Consider the following 15,647-nt stretch of genomic DNA (forward strand, 5'->3'; position numbering starts at 1 on the left):
CGACGCCCCTCCTCTCTCATGCGTTCAACGTCAGCCCTCGTCCGGGCCACCGCTCTCCTTGTCGTCGGCCGCCTCGGCCTCGTCGGCCTTGACGGTCTGCGCCCCCGGCTGGGGTTCGGCGACCGCCACCCGCGCGGGGCGGATGGTGCGCTCGCCGATGCGATACCCCGGCTGCAGAATCGCCACGCACGTCGTCTCCGTGACGTCCGGCGCGTACGAGTGCATCAGGGCCTCGTGGATCATCGGGTCGAAGGGCTCGCCCTCCTTGCCGAACTGCTGGAGGCCCATCTTCGCCGCGACGGTCTCCAGCGACTCGGCCACCGACTTGAAGCCGCCGACCAGTTCGCCGTGGTCCCGCGCGCGGGCGATGTTGTCGAGCACCGGCAGGAGCTCGGTCAGGAGGTTCGCGATGGCGATCTCCTTGACCGCGATCCGGTCGCGCTCGACCCGGCGGCGGTAGTTCTGGTACTCGGCCTGGAGCCGCTGGAGGTCCATCGTGCGCTCGCCGAGCGCCGTACGGACCTGGTCCAGCTGTGCGGTCAGACCGACCATCTGTGCTGCTGATGCGTCCCCGGCCGGGGCCGCCGCCTCCTCCGTGGAGGCGGTGGCGGCCTGCGACTCGGCGTCGTCAGGGGTGGCGCCGGAGGGGACGTCAGGCTTCTCGTCGAAGCCCGGGGTCTCCTCCGTCACGCGGCACCGTCCTTGCGCTCCTCGTCGACGATCTCGGCGTCGACGACGTCGTCATCGGCCTTGGCCTGCTCGGCGCCGGGGGCACCTTCGGCGCCACCGGCGGCCTGCGCGGCCTGGGCGTCGGCGTACATGGCCTGGCCGAGCTTCTGCGAGACCGCGGCGACCTTCTCCGTGGCGGTGCGGATCTCGGCGGTGTCCTCGCCCTTGAGCTTCTCCTTCAGCTCGGCGATGGAGGCCTCGACCTCGGTCTTGACGTCACCCGGGACCTTGTCCTCGTTGTCCTTGAGGAACTTCTCGGTCTGGTAGACGAGCTGCTCGCCCTGGTTGCGGGTCTCGGCGGCCTCGCGGCGCTTGTGGTCCTCGTCCGCGTACTGCTCGGCCTCCTGGCGCATCCGGTCGACCTCGTCCTTCGGCAGCGAGGAGCCGCCGGTGACGGTCATCTTCTGCTCCTTGCCCGTGCCCAGGTCCTTCGCGGTCACGTGCATGATGCCGTTGGCGTCGATGTCGAAGGCGACCTCGATCTGCGGGACACCGCGCGGGGCCGGCGGCAGACCGGTCAGCTCGAACATCCCGAGCTTCTTGTTGTACGCCGCGATCTCGCGCTCGCCCTGGTAGACCTGGATCTGGACGGACGGCTGGTTGTCCTCGGCGGTGGTGAAGATCTCGGACCGCTTGGTCGGGATCGTCGTGTTCCGCTCGATGAGCTTCGTCATGATGCCGCCCTTGGTCTCGATGCCGAGGGACAGCGGGGTGACGTCGAGGAGCAGGACGTCCTTGACCTCACCCTTGAGGACACCGGCCTGCAGGGCGGCGCCGATGGCGACGACCTCGTCCGGGTTGACGCCCTTGTTGGCGTCCTGACCGCCGGTCAGCTCCTTGACGAGCTCGGCGACGGCGGGCATGCGGGTGGAGCCACCGACGAGAACGACGTGGTCGATCTCGGAGAGGTTGATGCCCGCGTCCTTGATGACGTTGTGGAACGGCGTCTTGCAGCGCTCCAGAAGGTCAGCGGTGAGCTGCTGGAACTGGGCGCGCGTGAGCTTCTCGTCCAGGTGCAGCGGGCCCTCGGCGGAAGCCGTGATGTAGGGCAGGTTGATCGAGGTCTCGGTGGACGAGGACAGCTCGATCTTCGCCTTCTCGGCGGCTTCGCGCAGACGCTGGAGCGCCATCTTGTCCTTGGCGAGGTCCACGCCGTGACCGGAACGGAACTGCTGCACCAGGTAGTCGACGACACGCTGGTCCCAGTCGTCACCACCGAGGTGGTTGTCGCCGTTGGTGGCCTTCACCTCGACGACGCCGTCACCGATCTCCAGGAGGGACACGTCGAAGGTGCCGCCACCGAGGTCGAAGACGAGGATCGTCTGGTCGTCCTTGTCCAGGCCGTACGCGAGGGCGGCGGCCGTGGGCTCGTTCACGATGCGCAGGACGTTCAGGCCCGCGATCTCGCCGGCCTCCTTCGTCGCCTGGCGCTCGGAGTCGTTGAAGTAGGCCGGGACGGTGATGACCGCGTCCGTGACCTTCTCGCCCAGGTAGGCCTCGGCGTCGCGCTTCAGCTTCTGCAGGATGAAGGCGCTCATCTGCTGCGGGTTGAAGTTCTTCCCGTCGAGCTCGATCTTCCAGTCCGTGCCCATGTGACGCTTCACGGAGCGGATGGTCCGGTCCACGTTCGTGACCGCCTGGCGCTTGGCGACCTCGCCGACGAGCACCTCGCCGTTCTTGGCGAAGGCGACGACGGACGGCGTGGTCCTGGCGCCCTCTGCGTTGGTGATGACGGTGGGCTCGCCGCCTTCAAGAACGCTGACGACGGAGTTAGTCGTGCCCAGGTCGATGCCGACCGCACGTGCCATTTCAATTCCTCCAGCAATGACTTGAGTGGAACGGACTCAAGTGTGCACCACACTCATTGCTGGGTCAACAGACATGAGTCATGGGGGCTCAAGTCTTATCTCTTGCTTACACGCAGGTGTGCTTGCACACGTGGTCCGACCTGCGGCTTCACGGTCAACCGACTCCCGTACGCGGGGACATGCCGTCCCCCGTAAGTGGGGATCCGAAGCAGCGCGAGTACGGCGACACCGACGCCACCCGCCACCCACAACGCCGCCGTCGCGCTCACCCATCCCATGTCGATCAGCATCCCGACGAGTGCACCCGCGAAACCGGTGACCCCCACGACGACCGCGGCGCCCTGGGGCGTGACACCGAGGCGCCGCAGCCGGTGGACCAGATGATCGGGGGCGCCGCGCAGCAGCGGACGCCCGGCCCGCCGCCGCGACACCAGCACCAGTACGGCGTCGGCGGTCGCCACGGCCGTCAGCGCGAACCCGGCGCCCACGCTCGACCCGGCCGCCCGCCCGGTGTGCACCAGTACCGCCGCCGAGGTCAGCACGAACCCGACGAACAGCGCGCCGCAGCGCCCCGGCACGATCCGGGCCGGGGGCCAGTTGTGCATCAGGAACCCGGTCAGCGCGGCGGCCAGCACGCTCAGCAGCGCCGCGAGCCCGTCCATGACCTCGGCGGCCGCGCAGCCGCTCAGCGCGAAGGCGGTCACCACCGCGACCGTCCCCATCACTCCGTCGGCGTGATCGAGCGAGGTGAAGGCATGGGTGGCGAGGGCGATCCAGCCGACGGCCACCACCCCGGCCACCGGGCCGAGTTCGTCGTACGGCACGGTCAGCGCGGCGGCGCCGGTCACGACGGCCGCCTGGAGCGGAACCCGCACAAGAGCCGGCGGGGGCCACAGATCGGCGACGAGTCCGAGGACGCCGACCCCGATCCCGGCGGCCAGCAGCCGCCCGGCCGCCGGCCCCAGCGGCGCCACGTCCGTCCAGTCCCCGACCCTCGCGACAAACGCCGTGACCGCCACCACCGCGACCCCGCCGAGCAGCGGCACCGCGCGCGCCCGCCGCCGTTCGACCACGCCGAGGCGCAGGGCGAGGAGCCGCAGCAGGGCGGCGAGCACGGCGGCGAGGAGCAGGGCAGAGGTGGCGGCGGCGATTCCGTACAGCACGCCGCTAATTTAGTGTTAAATGTCGCGAATATGCTGGAGATAACACGATCGGGTTTACGTGTCGGTCGGAGACCTCGGCGGTTGTCGGCCGGTGACGTGCGCAACTGCCGGTCGGTGACTTCGGCGACTCAGGTGGACCTCAGCGACGCAGATCACCGCACCGCTGGCTACAGTGCGGCGGAAGATATGGGTAGTCTCAGACGGACTGCATAAGTTACCGCTTAGTAATCGGCTGAAGGTCGGCCTTCAGCTCCCTCCCTCGCAGGCCCGAGGAGCCCCCGAATGCAACTCGCCGCGATCATTGTGTCGCTGGTACTCGCCGTGGTCGGCGTGGCGCTGTTCTCCCGCGCCATCGCGCAGATCTACCGGTTCGTACGGCTCGGCCAGGACGTCCCCGCGGGCACCCGCACCGACGACTGGACCGCGCGCACCGTCACGGTGGTCCGGGAGTTCCTCGGCCACACCCGGATGAACCGGTGGGGGGTGGTCGGCGTCGCCCACTGGTTCGTGGCGGTCGGCTTCTTCTCCCTCGTCGCCACGCTGGTGAACGCCTTCGGGCAGCTCTTCCAGGCCGACTGGACGCTGCCCATCATCGGGCACTGGCTGCCGTACGAGATCTTCGTCGAGTTCATCGGCCTGATGACGACCCTCGGCATCCTCACGCTCATCGTGATCCGCCAGCTGTCCCGGCCCGACCGGCCGGGCCGCAAGTCCCGCTTCGCCGGGTCCAACGTCGGCCAGGCCTACTTCGTCGAGTCGGTCATCCTCATCATCGGCCTCGCGATCATGACGCTGCGCGGCCTGGAAGGCGCCCTCGCCGACGTGCACGGCTACGAGGCCGCGTACTTCGCCTCGTACCCGATCGTCGCCGCCTTCAAGGGGACGAGCGTCGGCACGCTCCAGAACCTGATCTACCTCACCGCGATGATCAAGATCGGGACGTCCTTCATCTGGATGATCACGGTCTCCCTCAAGACGGACATGGGTATCGCCTGGCACCGCTTCCTCGCCTTCCCGAACATCTGGTTCAAGCGGAACGCGAAGGGCGAGACCGCCCTCGGCGCGCTGCTGCCGATGACGAGTGACGGCAAGGCCATCGACTTCACCGACCCCGGCGAGGACGACGTCTTCGGTGTCAGCCAGGTCGAGCAGTTCTCCTGGAAGGGCCTGCTGGACTTCTCCACCTGCACCGAGTGCGGCCGCTGCCAGTCGCAGTGCCCCGCCTGGAACACGGGCAAGCCGCTCTCCCCCAAGCTCCTCATCATGTCGCTGCGCGACCACGCGCACGCCAAGGCGCCGTACCTGCTCGCGGGCGGCGGCAAGAACATGGAGGGCGAGGAGAAGGCGTCGGCGGAGCAGCTGGCCGACGTGCCCGCCGCCGCGCTCGCCGAGGCCGAGCGCCCCCTGATCGGCACGTTCGAGGAGAACGGCGTCATCGACCCCGACGTGCTGTGGTCCTGCACCACGTGCGGCGCGTGCGTCGAGCAGTGCCCGGTCGACATCGAGCACATCGACCACATCGTCGACATGCGCCGCTACCAGGTGATGATCGAGAGCGCGTTCCCGTCCGAGGCGGGCACGATGCTCAAGAACCTGGAGAAGAAGGGCAACCCCTGGGGTCTGGCCAAGAAGCAGCGCCTCGAGTGGACGAAGGAAGTCGACTTCGAGATCCCGGTCGTCGGCCGCGACATCGAGGACCTGTCCGAGGTCGAGTACCTGTACTGGGTCGGCTGCGCCGGCGCCCTGGAGGACCGCGCCAAGAAGACCACGAAGGCCTTCGCGGAGCTCCTGCACATGGCCGGCGTCAAGTTCGCCATCATGGGCGGCGACGAGAAGTGCACCGGTGACTCCGCGCGTCGTCTCGGCAACGAGCCCCTGTTCCAGGAACTCGGCATGGAGAACGTCGCCGCGCTGAACATGGCCTTCGGCGAGGACGACGAGGACGAGTCGACGAAGAAGCCGAAGTCGGCGAAGAAGATCGTCGCGACCTGCCCGCACTGCCTCAACACCATCGGCAACGAGTACCCGCAGCTCGGCGGCGACTACGAGGTCATCCACCACACCCAGCTGCTCCAGCACCTCATCGACGAGGGCAAGCTGCTGCCGGTCACCCCGGTGGACGGCCTCATCACCTACCACGACCCCTGCTACCTGGGCCGCCACAACAAGATCTACACGCCGCCGCGCGAGATCATGTCGGCCGTCCCGGGCCTGCGTCAGCAGGAGATGCACCGCCACAAGGAACGCGGCTTCTGCTGCGGTGCCGGTGGTGCGCGGATGTGGATGGAGGAGCGGATCGGCAAGCGCATCAACAACGAGCGCGTCGACGAGGCTCTTTCGCTGAACCCGGACATCGTGTCCACGGCCTGCCCGTTCTGCCTCGTGATGCTGACCGACTCGGTCAACGGCAAGAAGAACGACGGCCAGGCCAAGGAGTCCGTCCAGGTCGTGGACGTGGCCCAGCTCCTTCTCGACTCCGTCAAGACGCCGGTTGATCCGGCGGGGGCGGCGGAGGCGGAGAGCGAGCCGGAGCCTGAGCCGGTGAAGTAACCAGCGTGATCATCCGGACGCCGGTGGGCCGAGATTCTCGCCCACCGGCGTCCGCGTTTCCTCGCCCCCCGGGGGCTTCTTCGACCACGGGTGGGTGGGGACCCGTCGCGTTCCCCGCGCCCCTGGGCCCGGGCTGCGCCCCGGCCGCCCCACTCGCCCGGAGTATTTCGTCCGCGGGACGGTGGGGGTTGACCGCGCAGTTCCCCGCGCCCCCAAAGCCTTCGGGCACCCGGCGTTCAAAGACGCGGCCCGCGCCCCGACCGACCTCATACAGCCCGCCCCGTCCGAGGACAAGTCCAAAGCCGCTCCCCCGGCCCGCATCATCCCGCCGGTCCGACGCTCGAGGCCGAGGCCGAAGCCGTTTCCCCCCGCCCACCCACCCCGGGCCACATCACCCACCTGGTCCGGCGCTCGAGGACGAGGCCCACCCCGTCCACCCACCCCGGGCCGCATCACCCAGCCCGTCCGGGGTTTGAGGACGAGGCCGTTCCGGCCGAAGCGGGGTCTGGGGGCGCAGCCCCACAGAGGTCCAGGGGCGCAGCCCCACAGAGGTCCAGGGCGAAGTCCCGCAGGGGTCCCGAGGCGCAGCCCCACAGGGGTCCGGGCCGGAGTCCTGCAGGGGTCCCGACGCGCAGCCCCACAGGGACCCGGGGCGAAGTCCCGCAGGGGTCCCGACGCGCAGCCCCACAGGGATCCGGGGCGGAGTCCCGCGGGGGTCCGGGCGGCGGCAGCCCCCGGCGGGGTGCAGGGGCGGAGCCCCGCAGGGCCGGGCCGCAGCCCCGCAGAGGTCCAGGGCGGAGTCCCGCACGGGTCCAGGCGGCGGCAGCCCCTGGTGGGGTGCGGGGGCGGAGCCCCGCAGGGCCGGGTCGCAGCCCCGCAGAGGTCCGGGGCAGAGTCCTGCGGGGTCCAGGGGGCGGCAGCCCCCGGCGGGGTGCAGGGGCGGAGCCCCGCAGGCGGGCCGGGGTGGAGCCCGCGGGGGTGCGAGGGCGGAGCCCCTGGTGGGGTGGGAGGGGCGGAGCCCCTGGGATGGGTTGGGTAGGGGCGGCGGGGGCGAAGGGGGCTTTGGACGGTGCGGCGCCGAGCCCGGTGACGTGCGGGCTCGGCGCCGGGCTCGGGCGACGTCCTGGGGTGCTACTTCGCGGAGCGCCGCCGCTTCGAGTCGCCCGTCACCTTCGCGACCCACGTGAGGAAGTCACCCGGGTCGACATTCGAGCCGTGCCCCTCGTCCCAGTAGTAGAGGTGATTGACGTCGTCACCCAGGTTGTCCAGCGCCGCAGCGAGGTTGGCGGACACCGTCAGCGAGGTGTCGGAGTCCTTCGTACCGAGGCGGATCCACCAGTGCCTCGACCGGCCGGGGTTCTCCTCCCCGATGTGGTGCATCGGGTTCATCAGGTCGAGCTTCTCGGGGATGTCGCTCGCGACCCGCTTGGTGCTGAGGCCGGTGGTGTCGTTCTTCGCGCCGTACGCCGTGAAGTGCCGCGCCTCGGTGGTGCCGACGCCGAACTCGTTGTTCTCGCCCGCGGACAGGTCGAACGCGTCGAAGGCCGGTGTCGTCTTCTTCCGCGCGCCGACGTGGGTGAGGAAGTCGGCCCAGGTGAAGGTCGCCCTGCCGCCGGACCACGTGATGAACGTGTTCGCGGCCAGGTACGTCGCACGGTCGGCCTCCGACAGCGCCGCCAGGTACTTCGTGGCGGACGGCTGGAGGTAGGTCTCCACCATGTAGTCGTCGTAGTTGCGGGCCGTGAGCGGGCCGAAGCCGTTCAGACCCCGCAGCCTGAGGGAAGCCTGGTACTCCGCGAACTGGGCCCGCAGCGCCTTCGACACCGTCTGGTCGACGACCTTGCCGGTGCTCGCCGCGACGTTGGTGCCCCAGTTGAACTCGTACGCGCCGTCGGCGTGCTCGAGGTCGGTGATGGGGCACCAGGCGCCGGTGGCGAAGATCGCGTCGGACGCGTCGGCGGCGCCGAGCTCCTTGAGGTACTTGTCGTAGATCGGGCTGTCACCGGACGCGCCGAGCAGGGAGGACAGGGCGCCCCCCGCACTCGTACCGGTGGAGACGATCCGGTCGGTGTTGCCCGGGATGACTCCCTTGTTGGCGCGGACGTAGCGGACCGCGGCCTTCAGGTCGACGATGGCGGCCGGGGCGGTGCCGTAGTACGTGCCGGCGGAGTCGGTGAGGGTCCGGCCGCGCGCGCCGGGCTCCACGACGACGTAACCCGCCGCCAGGCCCAGCTTCCCGAGGTTGACCATCCCGCCCTGGGCGTTCACCATCGCGTTGCCGCCGGACTGCACCTCGCCCGTGCCGGCGCCGCTGGAGGCCGAGGGGCCGGCGGACGCACTGGGGGAGGCACTGCCACCGGCGCCGCCCGTGGGCATGCCCCCGGTCATCTCGGCGCCGCCCACGCCGGTGGCGTCCGCCACGGACGACGGCATGTAGCCGCCCACCGCGTTGGCGAAGACGATCGGAGCGTTCGTCGCGTCCACGGCCTTGCCGTCGATCTTGACGGGGACACTGACGTTCAGGCTCTGGTACTTCGCGTCCACCGGACGTGCGACGTAGGTGATGGCCTTCCAGAAGTGGTACACCACCGTGTGATCGGTGCCGTCGGCGTCCGTGATGGTCGTCGTCAGCTCGGTGTAGGCGTCCTTGTCGAAGACCAGGGAATCCGACGCACCCGAGGACTTCGAGCTCGTGCTCGACGCGTTCGCGCTCAAGGCGAAGCCACCGGCTGCGGCGGCTCCGGCGGTCGCGCCGATACCCATGACGACGGTCCTGCGCTTCACTGCCCTGTGCTTCACGGAAAGCCTTCTCCCTGTTCACGGCGGCCATACGGCGGCCAAAACGGCTGTTCAGGGGCTCACGGGCCACTCTTCGCGCCGGGCGCCGCCCCCGTTTGTCCGGTCCTTGCGAACGTAAATTGAGCCGCTCGATATTGTCAACAATTCTGTAAAACTCATCGCTGACACACAGCCCTTTCCGAGCTGGCGATACCGCCCCGATGCGGCTGCGATGCCGCTCCGATTCCGCTCCCACCGAATCCGGCGCATCATGGCGAGGTTGTTGTCCGTGGGGCGGATGAGGTGAACGGTGGGCGAGCGAAAAGCCGGTGTACGGGCCGCGGCGATCAGCTGTGTACTGCTGCTCGGGGGATGCGCCGGCACCGGGAACACCGGTTCCGCGCGACACGAACCCGTGACCGTCGCCAAGGCTCCCGCCCAACTCCCCGTCCCCCGCGGCAAGGGCGGCAAGACCGCCGACGACTTCAACGGCGACGGCCATCGCGACCTGGTCCTCAATGACCTCGTCAAGGGCCCGGACGATGCCCACGGCGACGACGCGGGCATCGGGATCGTCTACGGAACCGGAACCGGAACCGCACACGGACTCGCGCCTGGCGCACGGCAGTTGCTGAACCCCGCGCGCCAAGCGGCCCGTACGAAGGGCCGGTCACCCGCCGTCTTCGACGCGGAGGCGAGCTGCGACCTGGACAGGGACGGCTTCACCGATCTCGTCGTGTCGACGGACCCGCCGTACGACGGCCAGGGCCGGCCCCCCGTCCCCCTCCAGATCCTCTTCGGCTCCCCGGCCGGCCTCACCGGCAGGGCGGTGGAGCTGGTCATACCGGCGGCGGCCCGCGCCGGCAACGACTGGCCCGACCAGCCCGTGTGCGGCGACTTCGACGGCGACGGCGCCGAGGACCTGGTCGTGCACGCCTCGGACGGCCGACTCAGCTATCTGCGCGGCCCGTTCATCAGGAAGGGCGCCCCGCGCGCGGCGGGCGGGCCCCTCCCCTCACCCGGCACCGTGCCCACCGGCCCCGCCCTCGACGTGAACCGCGACGGCTACGACGACCTTCTCGTCCGTACGGCGGAAGGCCCCGCCACGTCCGCGCTCGTCCTCGGCGGCCCGGCCGGCCCCACCCGCACCGGCACCGCCCTGCCGAGCGGCATCGACGTCGCCCTCGGCCGCTTCGGCAGGGGCCGCGCCCTGGACGCGGCGGTCGGCTCGATGGACGGAACGTATCTGCGCTACGACCTCCCCACCGCCGTACGCGACAGCATCAGCACCCCCGGTTCGGTGCTGGACGCCGGGGACTTCGACGGGGACGGCGTGAGCGAACTCGTCTCCAGCGGAGCGGAGTTGCGGATCCTGCGGGGTCGTACGACCGGACTGTCCGCGGCGGGGATGGTGACCGTGCCGCCGCCGGCCCGGGGCACCACCCGGGTCCTGACCGTCGCCGACTTCACGGGGGACGGACGGGCGGACCTGGTCGTAAGGACGTACGACGGGGAGACGAAGGACACGGTCGCGCTGTACGCGGGCAGCAAGGAGGCGCTGGTGACGGCGAAGCCGACGGTCACGTTCTCCACGTCCGAGTTCCTGGGAATGGACTCCTGAACCACCAGCGACACCCACCTCAGGAATTAATCAAACTCACGTACAACCCTTGCCCCCCTTTCAAGGTCTTCTGTTCGCCGACCAGCCTCCGAACCCCGGGACAACTCCCGGTGAACGCGGGCGGTCCGCACCCCATTGACTGGGAATGCCCGCCAGGCGTCCCCGCATGCCGCAGGAGACCCCCGCATGCACAAGCAGTACCGGCAGTACCCGCAGCACCGTACGCACGCCAAGACGCACGTCATGCGACTCGCCCTCGCGACGGCCACCGCGGCCGCGCTGACGGGCGGTCTGCTCACCTTCTCCGCCGCGACGGCGACCGCCGCGGACTCCACGAAGGTCCCGCAGGCCGACTTCAACGGCGACGGAATCGGCGACGTCGCCTTCTCCGCCTCCGACGCCTACGTGAGCGGCCTCAAAGCCGCCGGCCAGGTCGTCGTCCTCTACGGCACCCACAGCGGCGTGTCCGGCGCCAAGCGCTCCACGCTCAGCCAGAACACCGCCGGCGTCCCCGGCACCGCCGAGGCCGGGGACATCTTCGGCTCCGACACGGCGTACGCGGACTTCAACGGCGACGGTTACGACGACCTCGCCGTGTCCTCCGCGCACGAGAAGTTCGGCAACGACACCGACGCCGGTGGCCTCGCCGTCCTCTGGGGCTCCCCAAGCGGCCTCACCGGCAAGGGTGTGGCCATCGCCGACCCGGCCGGCTCCTCGCACGACTACTGGGGCAAGACCATCGCCGCGGGCGACTTCGACGGCGACGGCAAGGCCGACCTGGCCGTCGGCAACTCCTCCAGCACGATCTACGTCTATCGGGGCGGCATCACCTCCACCGGCGCGGCCGGCCTCGCCCGCACCACGATCAAGCCCCCGATCCAGTCCGGCGGCACCGCCCTCGGCCCGCTGAACCTCACCGCCGGTGACATCAACGGCGACGGCCGCACCGACCTGGTGGTCGACGGCTTCGAGACCAAGACCGACAACGGCTGGAACACCAACTACTACGTGCCCGGCACCGCGAACGGCCTGAACGTCTCCGCCGCCAAGACCCTCAAGCCCGGCATCATCACGGCCATCGGCGACATCAACAAGGACGGCTTCGGCGACATCGTCAGCGGCGCGTCCTGGGACAACAAGACCGGTGACGGCACGACCATCCCGGACTCCGCGCTCGGCGGGAAGGTGAACATCACCTACGGCTCCGCCTCTGGCCCGGCCTCCACCACCGGGATCACCCAGAACACCGGCAGCGTGCCCGGCAGTTCGGAGAAGGCCGACAACTTCGGCTACGAGCTGGACCTCGGCGACATCAACGGCGACGGCTACCAGGACCTGGTCATCAGCGCCGCGTACGAGGACCTGAACGGTGTCGCGGACGCCGGCATGGCCACCGTCCTGTACGGCTCCGCGCACGGCGTCAACACCTCCTCCGGCGCCCAGGCCTTCGCCCAGAGCACGCCGGGCGTCCCCGGCAGCGACGAGAAGTCCGACCTCTTCGGCCTGGACACGAAGCTCGACGACGTCAACGGCGACGGCAAGGCCGACCTGCTCGTGGGCTCCTACGAGAACGGTGGCGACGGCAGCGTCACCTACCTGCCCTCCAACGGTTCCAAGATCACCACGACCGGCTCCCGCGCCATCTGGCCGGCCGACGCGGGCGTCTCGACGACGGGCACACCGGCGTTCGGCGCCAACTTCGCGGACTGAGACCAGCTGTCCTTCAGCCGGGCCCGCACCCACGGGCCCGGCTTCCGCCCTCCCGCGGAACCCGGGGCCGTGCCCCCGTAAGGGACACCCGTGCTCCTCCCCTTAGGGGATGTCACAGCTCGGACCCAAACCCCCCTCCGATGGCCCGCACCCCGCACGTCACACTGCGGGACCAGGTACGTTCGATTACGTGGCTGGATTCAGGATCGGACGCGGCCGGGACGACCGAGCCCCGCAAGCGCGACCGCAACAACACCGACCGTCGTACGGACAGCAGGCTCCGCAGGGAGGCCAGCAGCCGTACGGCTACCCGCCCGCGCCCTCGCAGCAGCAGCCGTACGGGGGTCAGCAGTACGGCGGCGGGCAGCAGTACAGCGGCGGACAGCAGGGCGGACAGCCGGGCTGGCCCCAGGCGAACGGCGGCGGCGCCGGCGGCCACGGCGAGCCCGAGTACTTCGGCGACGGTCACCCGCAGCAGGGCCCTGACCCGTACGCGGCGAACAGCCCTGGTCACACCCAGGCCTTCTCGGTCGGCGAGGACCCCTACACCCAGGGCGGGACCTACCGCGCCGGCCAGGCGGCGGCCCCGCCGATCGGCCCCCGTCTGCACTGGAAGGACCTGCTGAGGGGCATCGTCACGGCCCCCAACCAGACCTTCCTGCAGATGCGCGACTACACGATGTGGGCCCCGGCCCTGATCGTGACGTTCCTCTACGGCCTGCTGGCCGTCTTCGGCTTCGACGGCGCCCGCCAGGACGCCATAAACGCCACCCTCTCCAACGCCGTCCCGATCGTCCTGACGACGGCCGTGGCGATCGTCATCAGCACGTTCATCCTGGGCGTGGTCACCCACACCCTGGCCCGCCAGCTCGGCGGCGACGGGGCATGGCAGCCCACGGTCGGCCTCTCCATGCTGATCATGTCCATCACGGACACCCCGCGCCTGATCGTCGCCATGTTCTTCGGCGGCGACGCGTCCTTCGTGCAGCTCCTCGGCTGGGCGACCTGGGTCGCGGCGGGCGCCCTGCTGACCCTGATGGTCAGCAAGTCCCACGACCTCCCGTGGCCGAAGGCACTGGCCGCGTCGGCGATCCAGCTGATCGCGATCCTGTCGATCATCAAGCTGGGCACGTTCTAGCGAGGACGCGCGGTACGCCGCGTACGGTCGAGTACGTACGAGAGGGCCCCCGGCACCGAACCACTGCCGGGGGCCTTCTCCATCCCTTGCGGGGCCGAGTCGCCCTTCGGGGACGGGCAGCGGCCATCAACCGACGTCCGCGGCACCCCCTGAGTGCCGCGCTCTTTGCCGAGGACTTCCCCATCGGTGAGACCGACCCCGCAACCTGCCGTGTCCCCACGACGTGGTGCCAAAGCCGCTGGTGAGCGGCTGCAGCGCCCGTGACCGTCACCTTCAACGCAGGCGCCAACGATCGGCACTCCCGGCGACGACGCGATCTTCGCTCTCGGCGGCGTCGGCTCCAACGCGGACATCGGGCAGCCGAACGGCCCCCGACCGATTCACCTGGTCAGGGGCCGTTCAGCGTGCGGAGACAGTTACGGAACCGCAGGTCAGAGCGCTTCCTTGTTCGCCTTGGGCGCCTCTCCCGACTTATGTACCGGAGGCAACACACTCCAGGGGAAGTTGATCCAGTCGTCGGTCCGCTTCCACACGTACTCGCACTTCACCAGCGAGTGGGGCTTCTCATAGATCACGGCGCTGCGGACCTCGGCGACGGTGTCGACGCAGAAGTCGTGCACGAGCTTGAGCGTCTTGCCGGTGTCGGCGACGTCGTCGGTGATCAGGATCTTCTTGTCGGAGAAGTCGATGGCGTTCGGGACGGGAGCGAGCATGACGGGCATGTCGAGCGTCGTACCCACACCGGTGTAGAACTCCACGTTGACCAGGTGGATGTTCTTGCAGTCGAGGGCGTACGCCAGTCCACCCGCGACGAAGACACCCCCGCGGGCGATGCTGAGCACTATGTCGGGCTGGTACCCGTCGTCGGCGATGGTCTGGGCGAGCTCACGGACCGCGACCCCGAACCGCTCGTAGGTGAGGTTCTCCCGCACGTCGGACACGCTCATGCCCGCACTCTCCCCGCTCCCGCTCACACCTGGGTCCGATGGAAGTTGAGGAAGGACCGGGAGGCGGTCGGCCCGCGCTGGCCCTGGTAGCGGGAGCCGTACCGGTCGCTGCCGTACGGGAACTCGGCCGGCGAACTCAGCCGGAACATGCACAGCTGCCCGATCTTCATGCCCGGCCAGAGCTTGATCGGAAGCGTCGCGAGATTGGACAGCTCCAGGGTCACGTGCCCGGAGAAGCCGGGGTCGATGAACCCGGCGGTGGAGTGCGTGACGAGCCCCAGCCGCCCGAGCGAACTCTTGCCCTCCAGCCGCGAGGCAAGATCCACGGGAAGCGAGATCACCTCGTACGTGCTGGCGAGCACGAACTCCCCGGGGTGCAGGATGAACGGCTCGTCCCCCTCGGGCTCGACGAGCCGAGTCAGATCGGCCTGCTCGACGGAGGGGTCGATGTGTGGATAACGGTGATTCTCGAACACCCGGAAGTAGCGGTCGAGCCGCACGTCGATGCTCGAGGGCTGCACCATGGATTCGTCGTACGGGTCGATGCGCACCCGACCGGCGTCGATCTCGGCCCGGATGTCCTTGTCTGAGAGAAGCACGCCCCGAGGATACGCGGGGACTGTCAGCATTTCGCACAGTCCCCGCGCCCCAGGTCCTACCGCTGGTCCTACTGCTGAGTCCTACCGCTTCTCGAGCGTGACCGGAACGACGCTCCGGAGCCGCGCACACCGCGGACACCGGACCAATCGGCCGGGGCCGAGTCGCTCGGCCTGCTGCATCGGGAACGAAGCGGTGCTGAACACGTGCCCCTCGGCACAACGGACGACGGTGCGCTCCATCAAGTCCTCAGAGTCCCTTCCCCAAGAGCCGCGTCTGACTGACGACGAAAGCCACATTACGGGATGAAAGGGATGGCCCTCCAAGCGGCACTCCGGTCCCGCCCAGACCCTCTTCCACTCCCCCACCGTACGCCCCAACTCCGGCCCCCCGCACCCATGTCCACGCCCCGAAACGCGCACCGGCCCCTCGGCGTCAGCGCCAGGGACCGGCCATGAGGTAGAGTGAGCGAGCATTCGACACCGGGTAACCGGCGTCTTACGCGGGTGTAGTTTAGTGGTAGAACATCAGCTTCCCAAGCTGAGAGTGCGAGTTCGATTCTCGTCACCCGCTCCATATTGAAACCCCAGGTCGATGGCCTGGGGT

General features: G+C 69.5%; 10 protein-coding genes and 1 tRNA gene. 5 read left to right on the forward strand and 6 right to left on the reverse strand.

Going from position 1 to position 15,647, the window contains the following annotated elements; genetic code table 11:
* Window positions 1–30: 30 nt before the first annotated feature.
* From grpE to KVT44_RS44725, 3 genes are all read right to left on the reverse strand, one after another.
* Window positions 31–690, reverse strand: coding sequence for a nucleotide exchange factor GrpE (gene grpE, locus KVT44_RS44715; RefSeq protein ID WP_099921502.1), 660 nt, complete (start codon window positions 688–690; stop codon window positions 31–33).
* Window positions 687–2,537: a molecular chaperone DnaK gene (gene dnaK / locus KVT44_RS44720; protein ID WP_099921503.1), complete on the reverse strand. Its 1,851-nt coding sequence runs from the start codon at window positions 2,535–2,537 to the stop codon at window positions 687–689. The genes grpE and dnaK overlap by 4 nt, the downstream gene beginning before the upstream one ends.
* Window positions 2,538–2,632: 95 nt before the next feature.
* Complete coding sequence (locus KVT44_RS44725) at window positions 2,633–3,700, reverse strand: MraY family glycosyltransferase (RefSeq protein ID WP_217573780.1); 1,068 nt, start codon at window positions 3,698–3,700, stop codon at window positions 2,633–2,635.
* Between the two features lie 282 nt (window positions 3,701–3,982).
* On the opposite strand from KVT44_RS44725, the gene KVT44_RS44730 reads away from it, so the two are divergent.
* Entirely contained in the window at window positions 3,983–6,250 is a 2,268-nt protein-coding gene (locus tag KVT44_RS44730) for a (Fe-S)-binding protein (protein WP_099921505.1), read from the forward strand.
* A 1,131-nt stretch (window positions 6,251–7,381) separates the two neighbouring features.
* Here KVT44_RS44730 and KVT44_RS44735 read toward each other — a convergent pair.
* On the reverse strand, window positions 7,382–9,013 hold the full coding sequence (locus tag KVT44_RS44735) for a subtype B tannase (RefSeq protein ID WP_217573802.1): 1,632 nt from the start codon (window positions 9,011–9,013) through the stop codon (window positions 7,382–7,384).
* A gap of 373 nt (window positions 9,014–9,386) precedes the next feature.
* On the opposite strand from KVT44_RS44735, the gene KVT44_RS44740 reads away from it, so the two are divergent.
* The 3 genes from KVT44_RS44740 to KVT44_RS44750 all read left to right on the forward strand — a co-directional run bounded on the left by KVT44_RS44740 (window position 9,387) and on the right by KVT44_RS44750 (window position 13,497).
* Complete coding sequence (locus KVT44_RS44740) at window positions 9,387–10,649, forward strand: VCBS repeat-containing protein (RefSeq protein WP_254650761.1); 1,263 nt, start codon at window positions 9,387–9,389, stop codon at window positions 10,647–10,649.
* Between the two features lie 186 nt (window positions 10,650–10,835).
* Entirely contained in the window at window positions 10,836–12,359 is a 1,524-nt protein-coding gene (locus KVT44_RS44745) for an FG-GAP and VCBS repeat-containing protein (RefSeq protein WP_254650744.1), read from the forward strand.
* Window positions 12,360–12,468: 109 nt separating this feature from the next.
* A complete protein-coding gene (locus KVT44_RS44750; protein ID WP_190171340.1) occupies window positions 12,469–13,497 on the forward strand; it encodes a Yip1 family protein in 1,029 nt (342 codons plus the stop codon).
* Window positions 13,498–13,928: 431 nt separating this feature from the next.
* Here the strand turns inward: KVT44_RS44750 and KVT44_RS44755 are convergent, their stop codons facing one another.
* The gene (locus KVT44_RS44755) at window positions 13,929–14,444 is read right to left on the reverse strand and encodes a phosphoribosyltransferase (protein WP_097285582.1); all 516 of its coding nucleotides are present in this window, start codon (window positions 14,442–14,444) and stop codon (window positions 13,929–13,931) included.
* A 23-nt stretch (window positions 14,445–14,467) separates the two neighbouring features.
* Window positions 14,468–15,043, reverse strand: coding sequence for a dCTP deaminase (gene dcd / locus KVT44_RS44760; protein WP_054231394.1), 576 nt, complete (start codon window positions 15,041–15,043; stop codon window positions 14,468–14,470).
* Between the two features lie 500 nt (window positions 15,044–15,543).
* Between dcd and KVT44_RS44765 the strand changes: the two genes are divergently transcribed.
* Window positions 15,544–15,617: transfer RNA gene (locus KVT44_RS44765), tRNA-Gly, on the forward strand.
* Window positions 15,618–15,647: the final 30 nt, after the last annotated feature.

This window comes from Streptomyces sp. GbtcB7 (assembly GCF_019091445.1).
GTDB lineage: Bacteria > Actinomycetota > Actinomycetes > Streptomycetales > Streptomycetaceae > Streptomyces > Streptomyces mirabilis.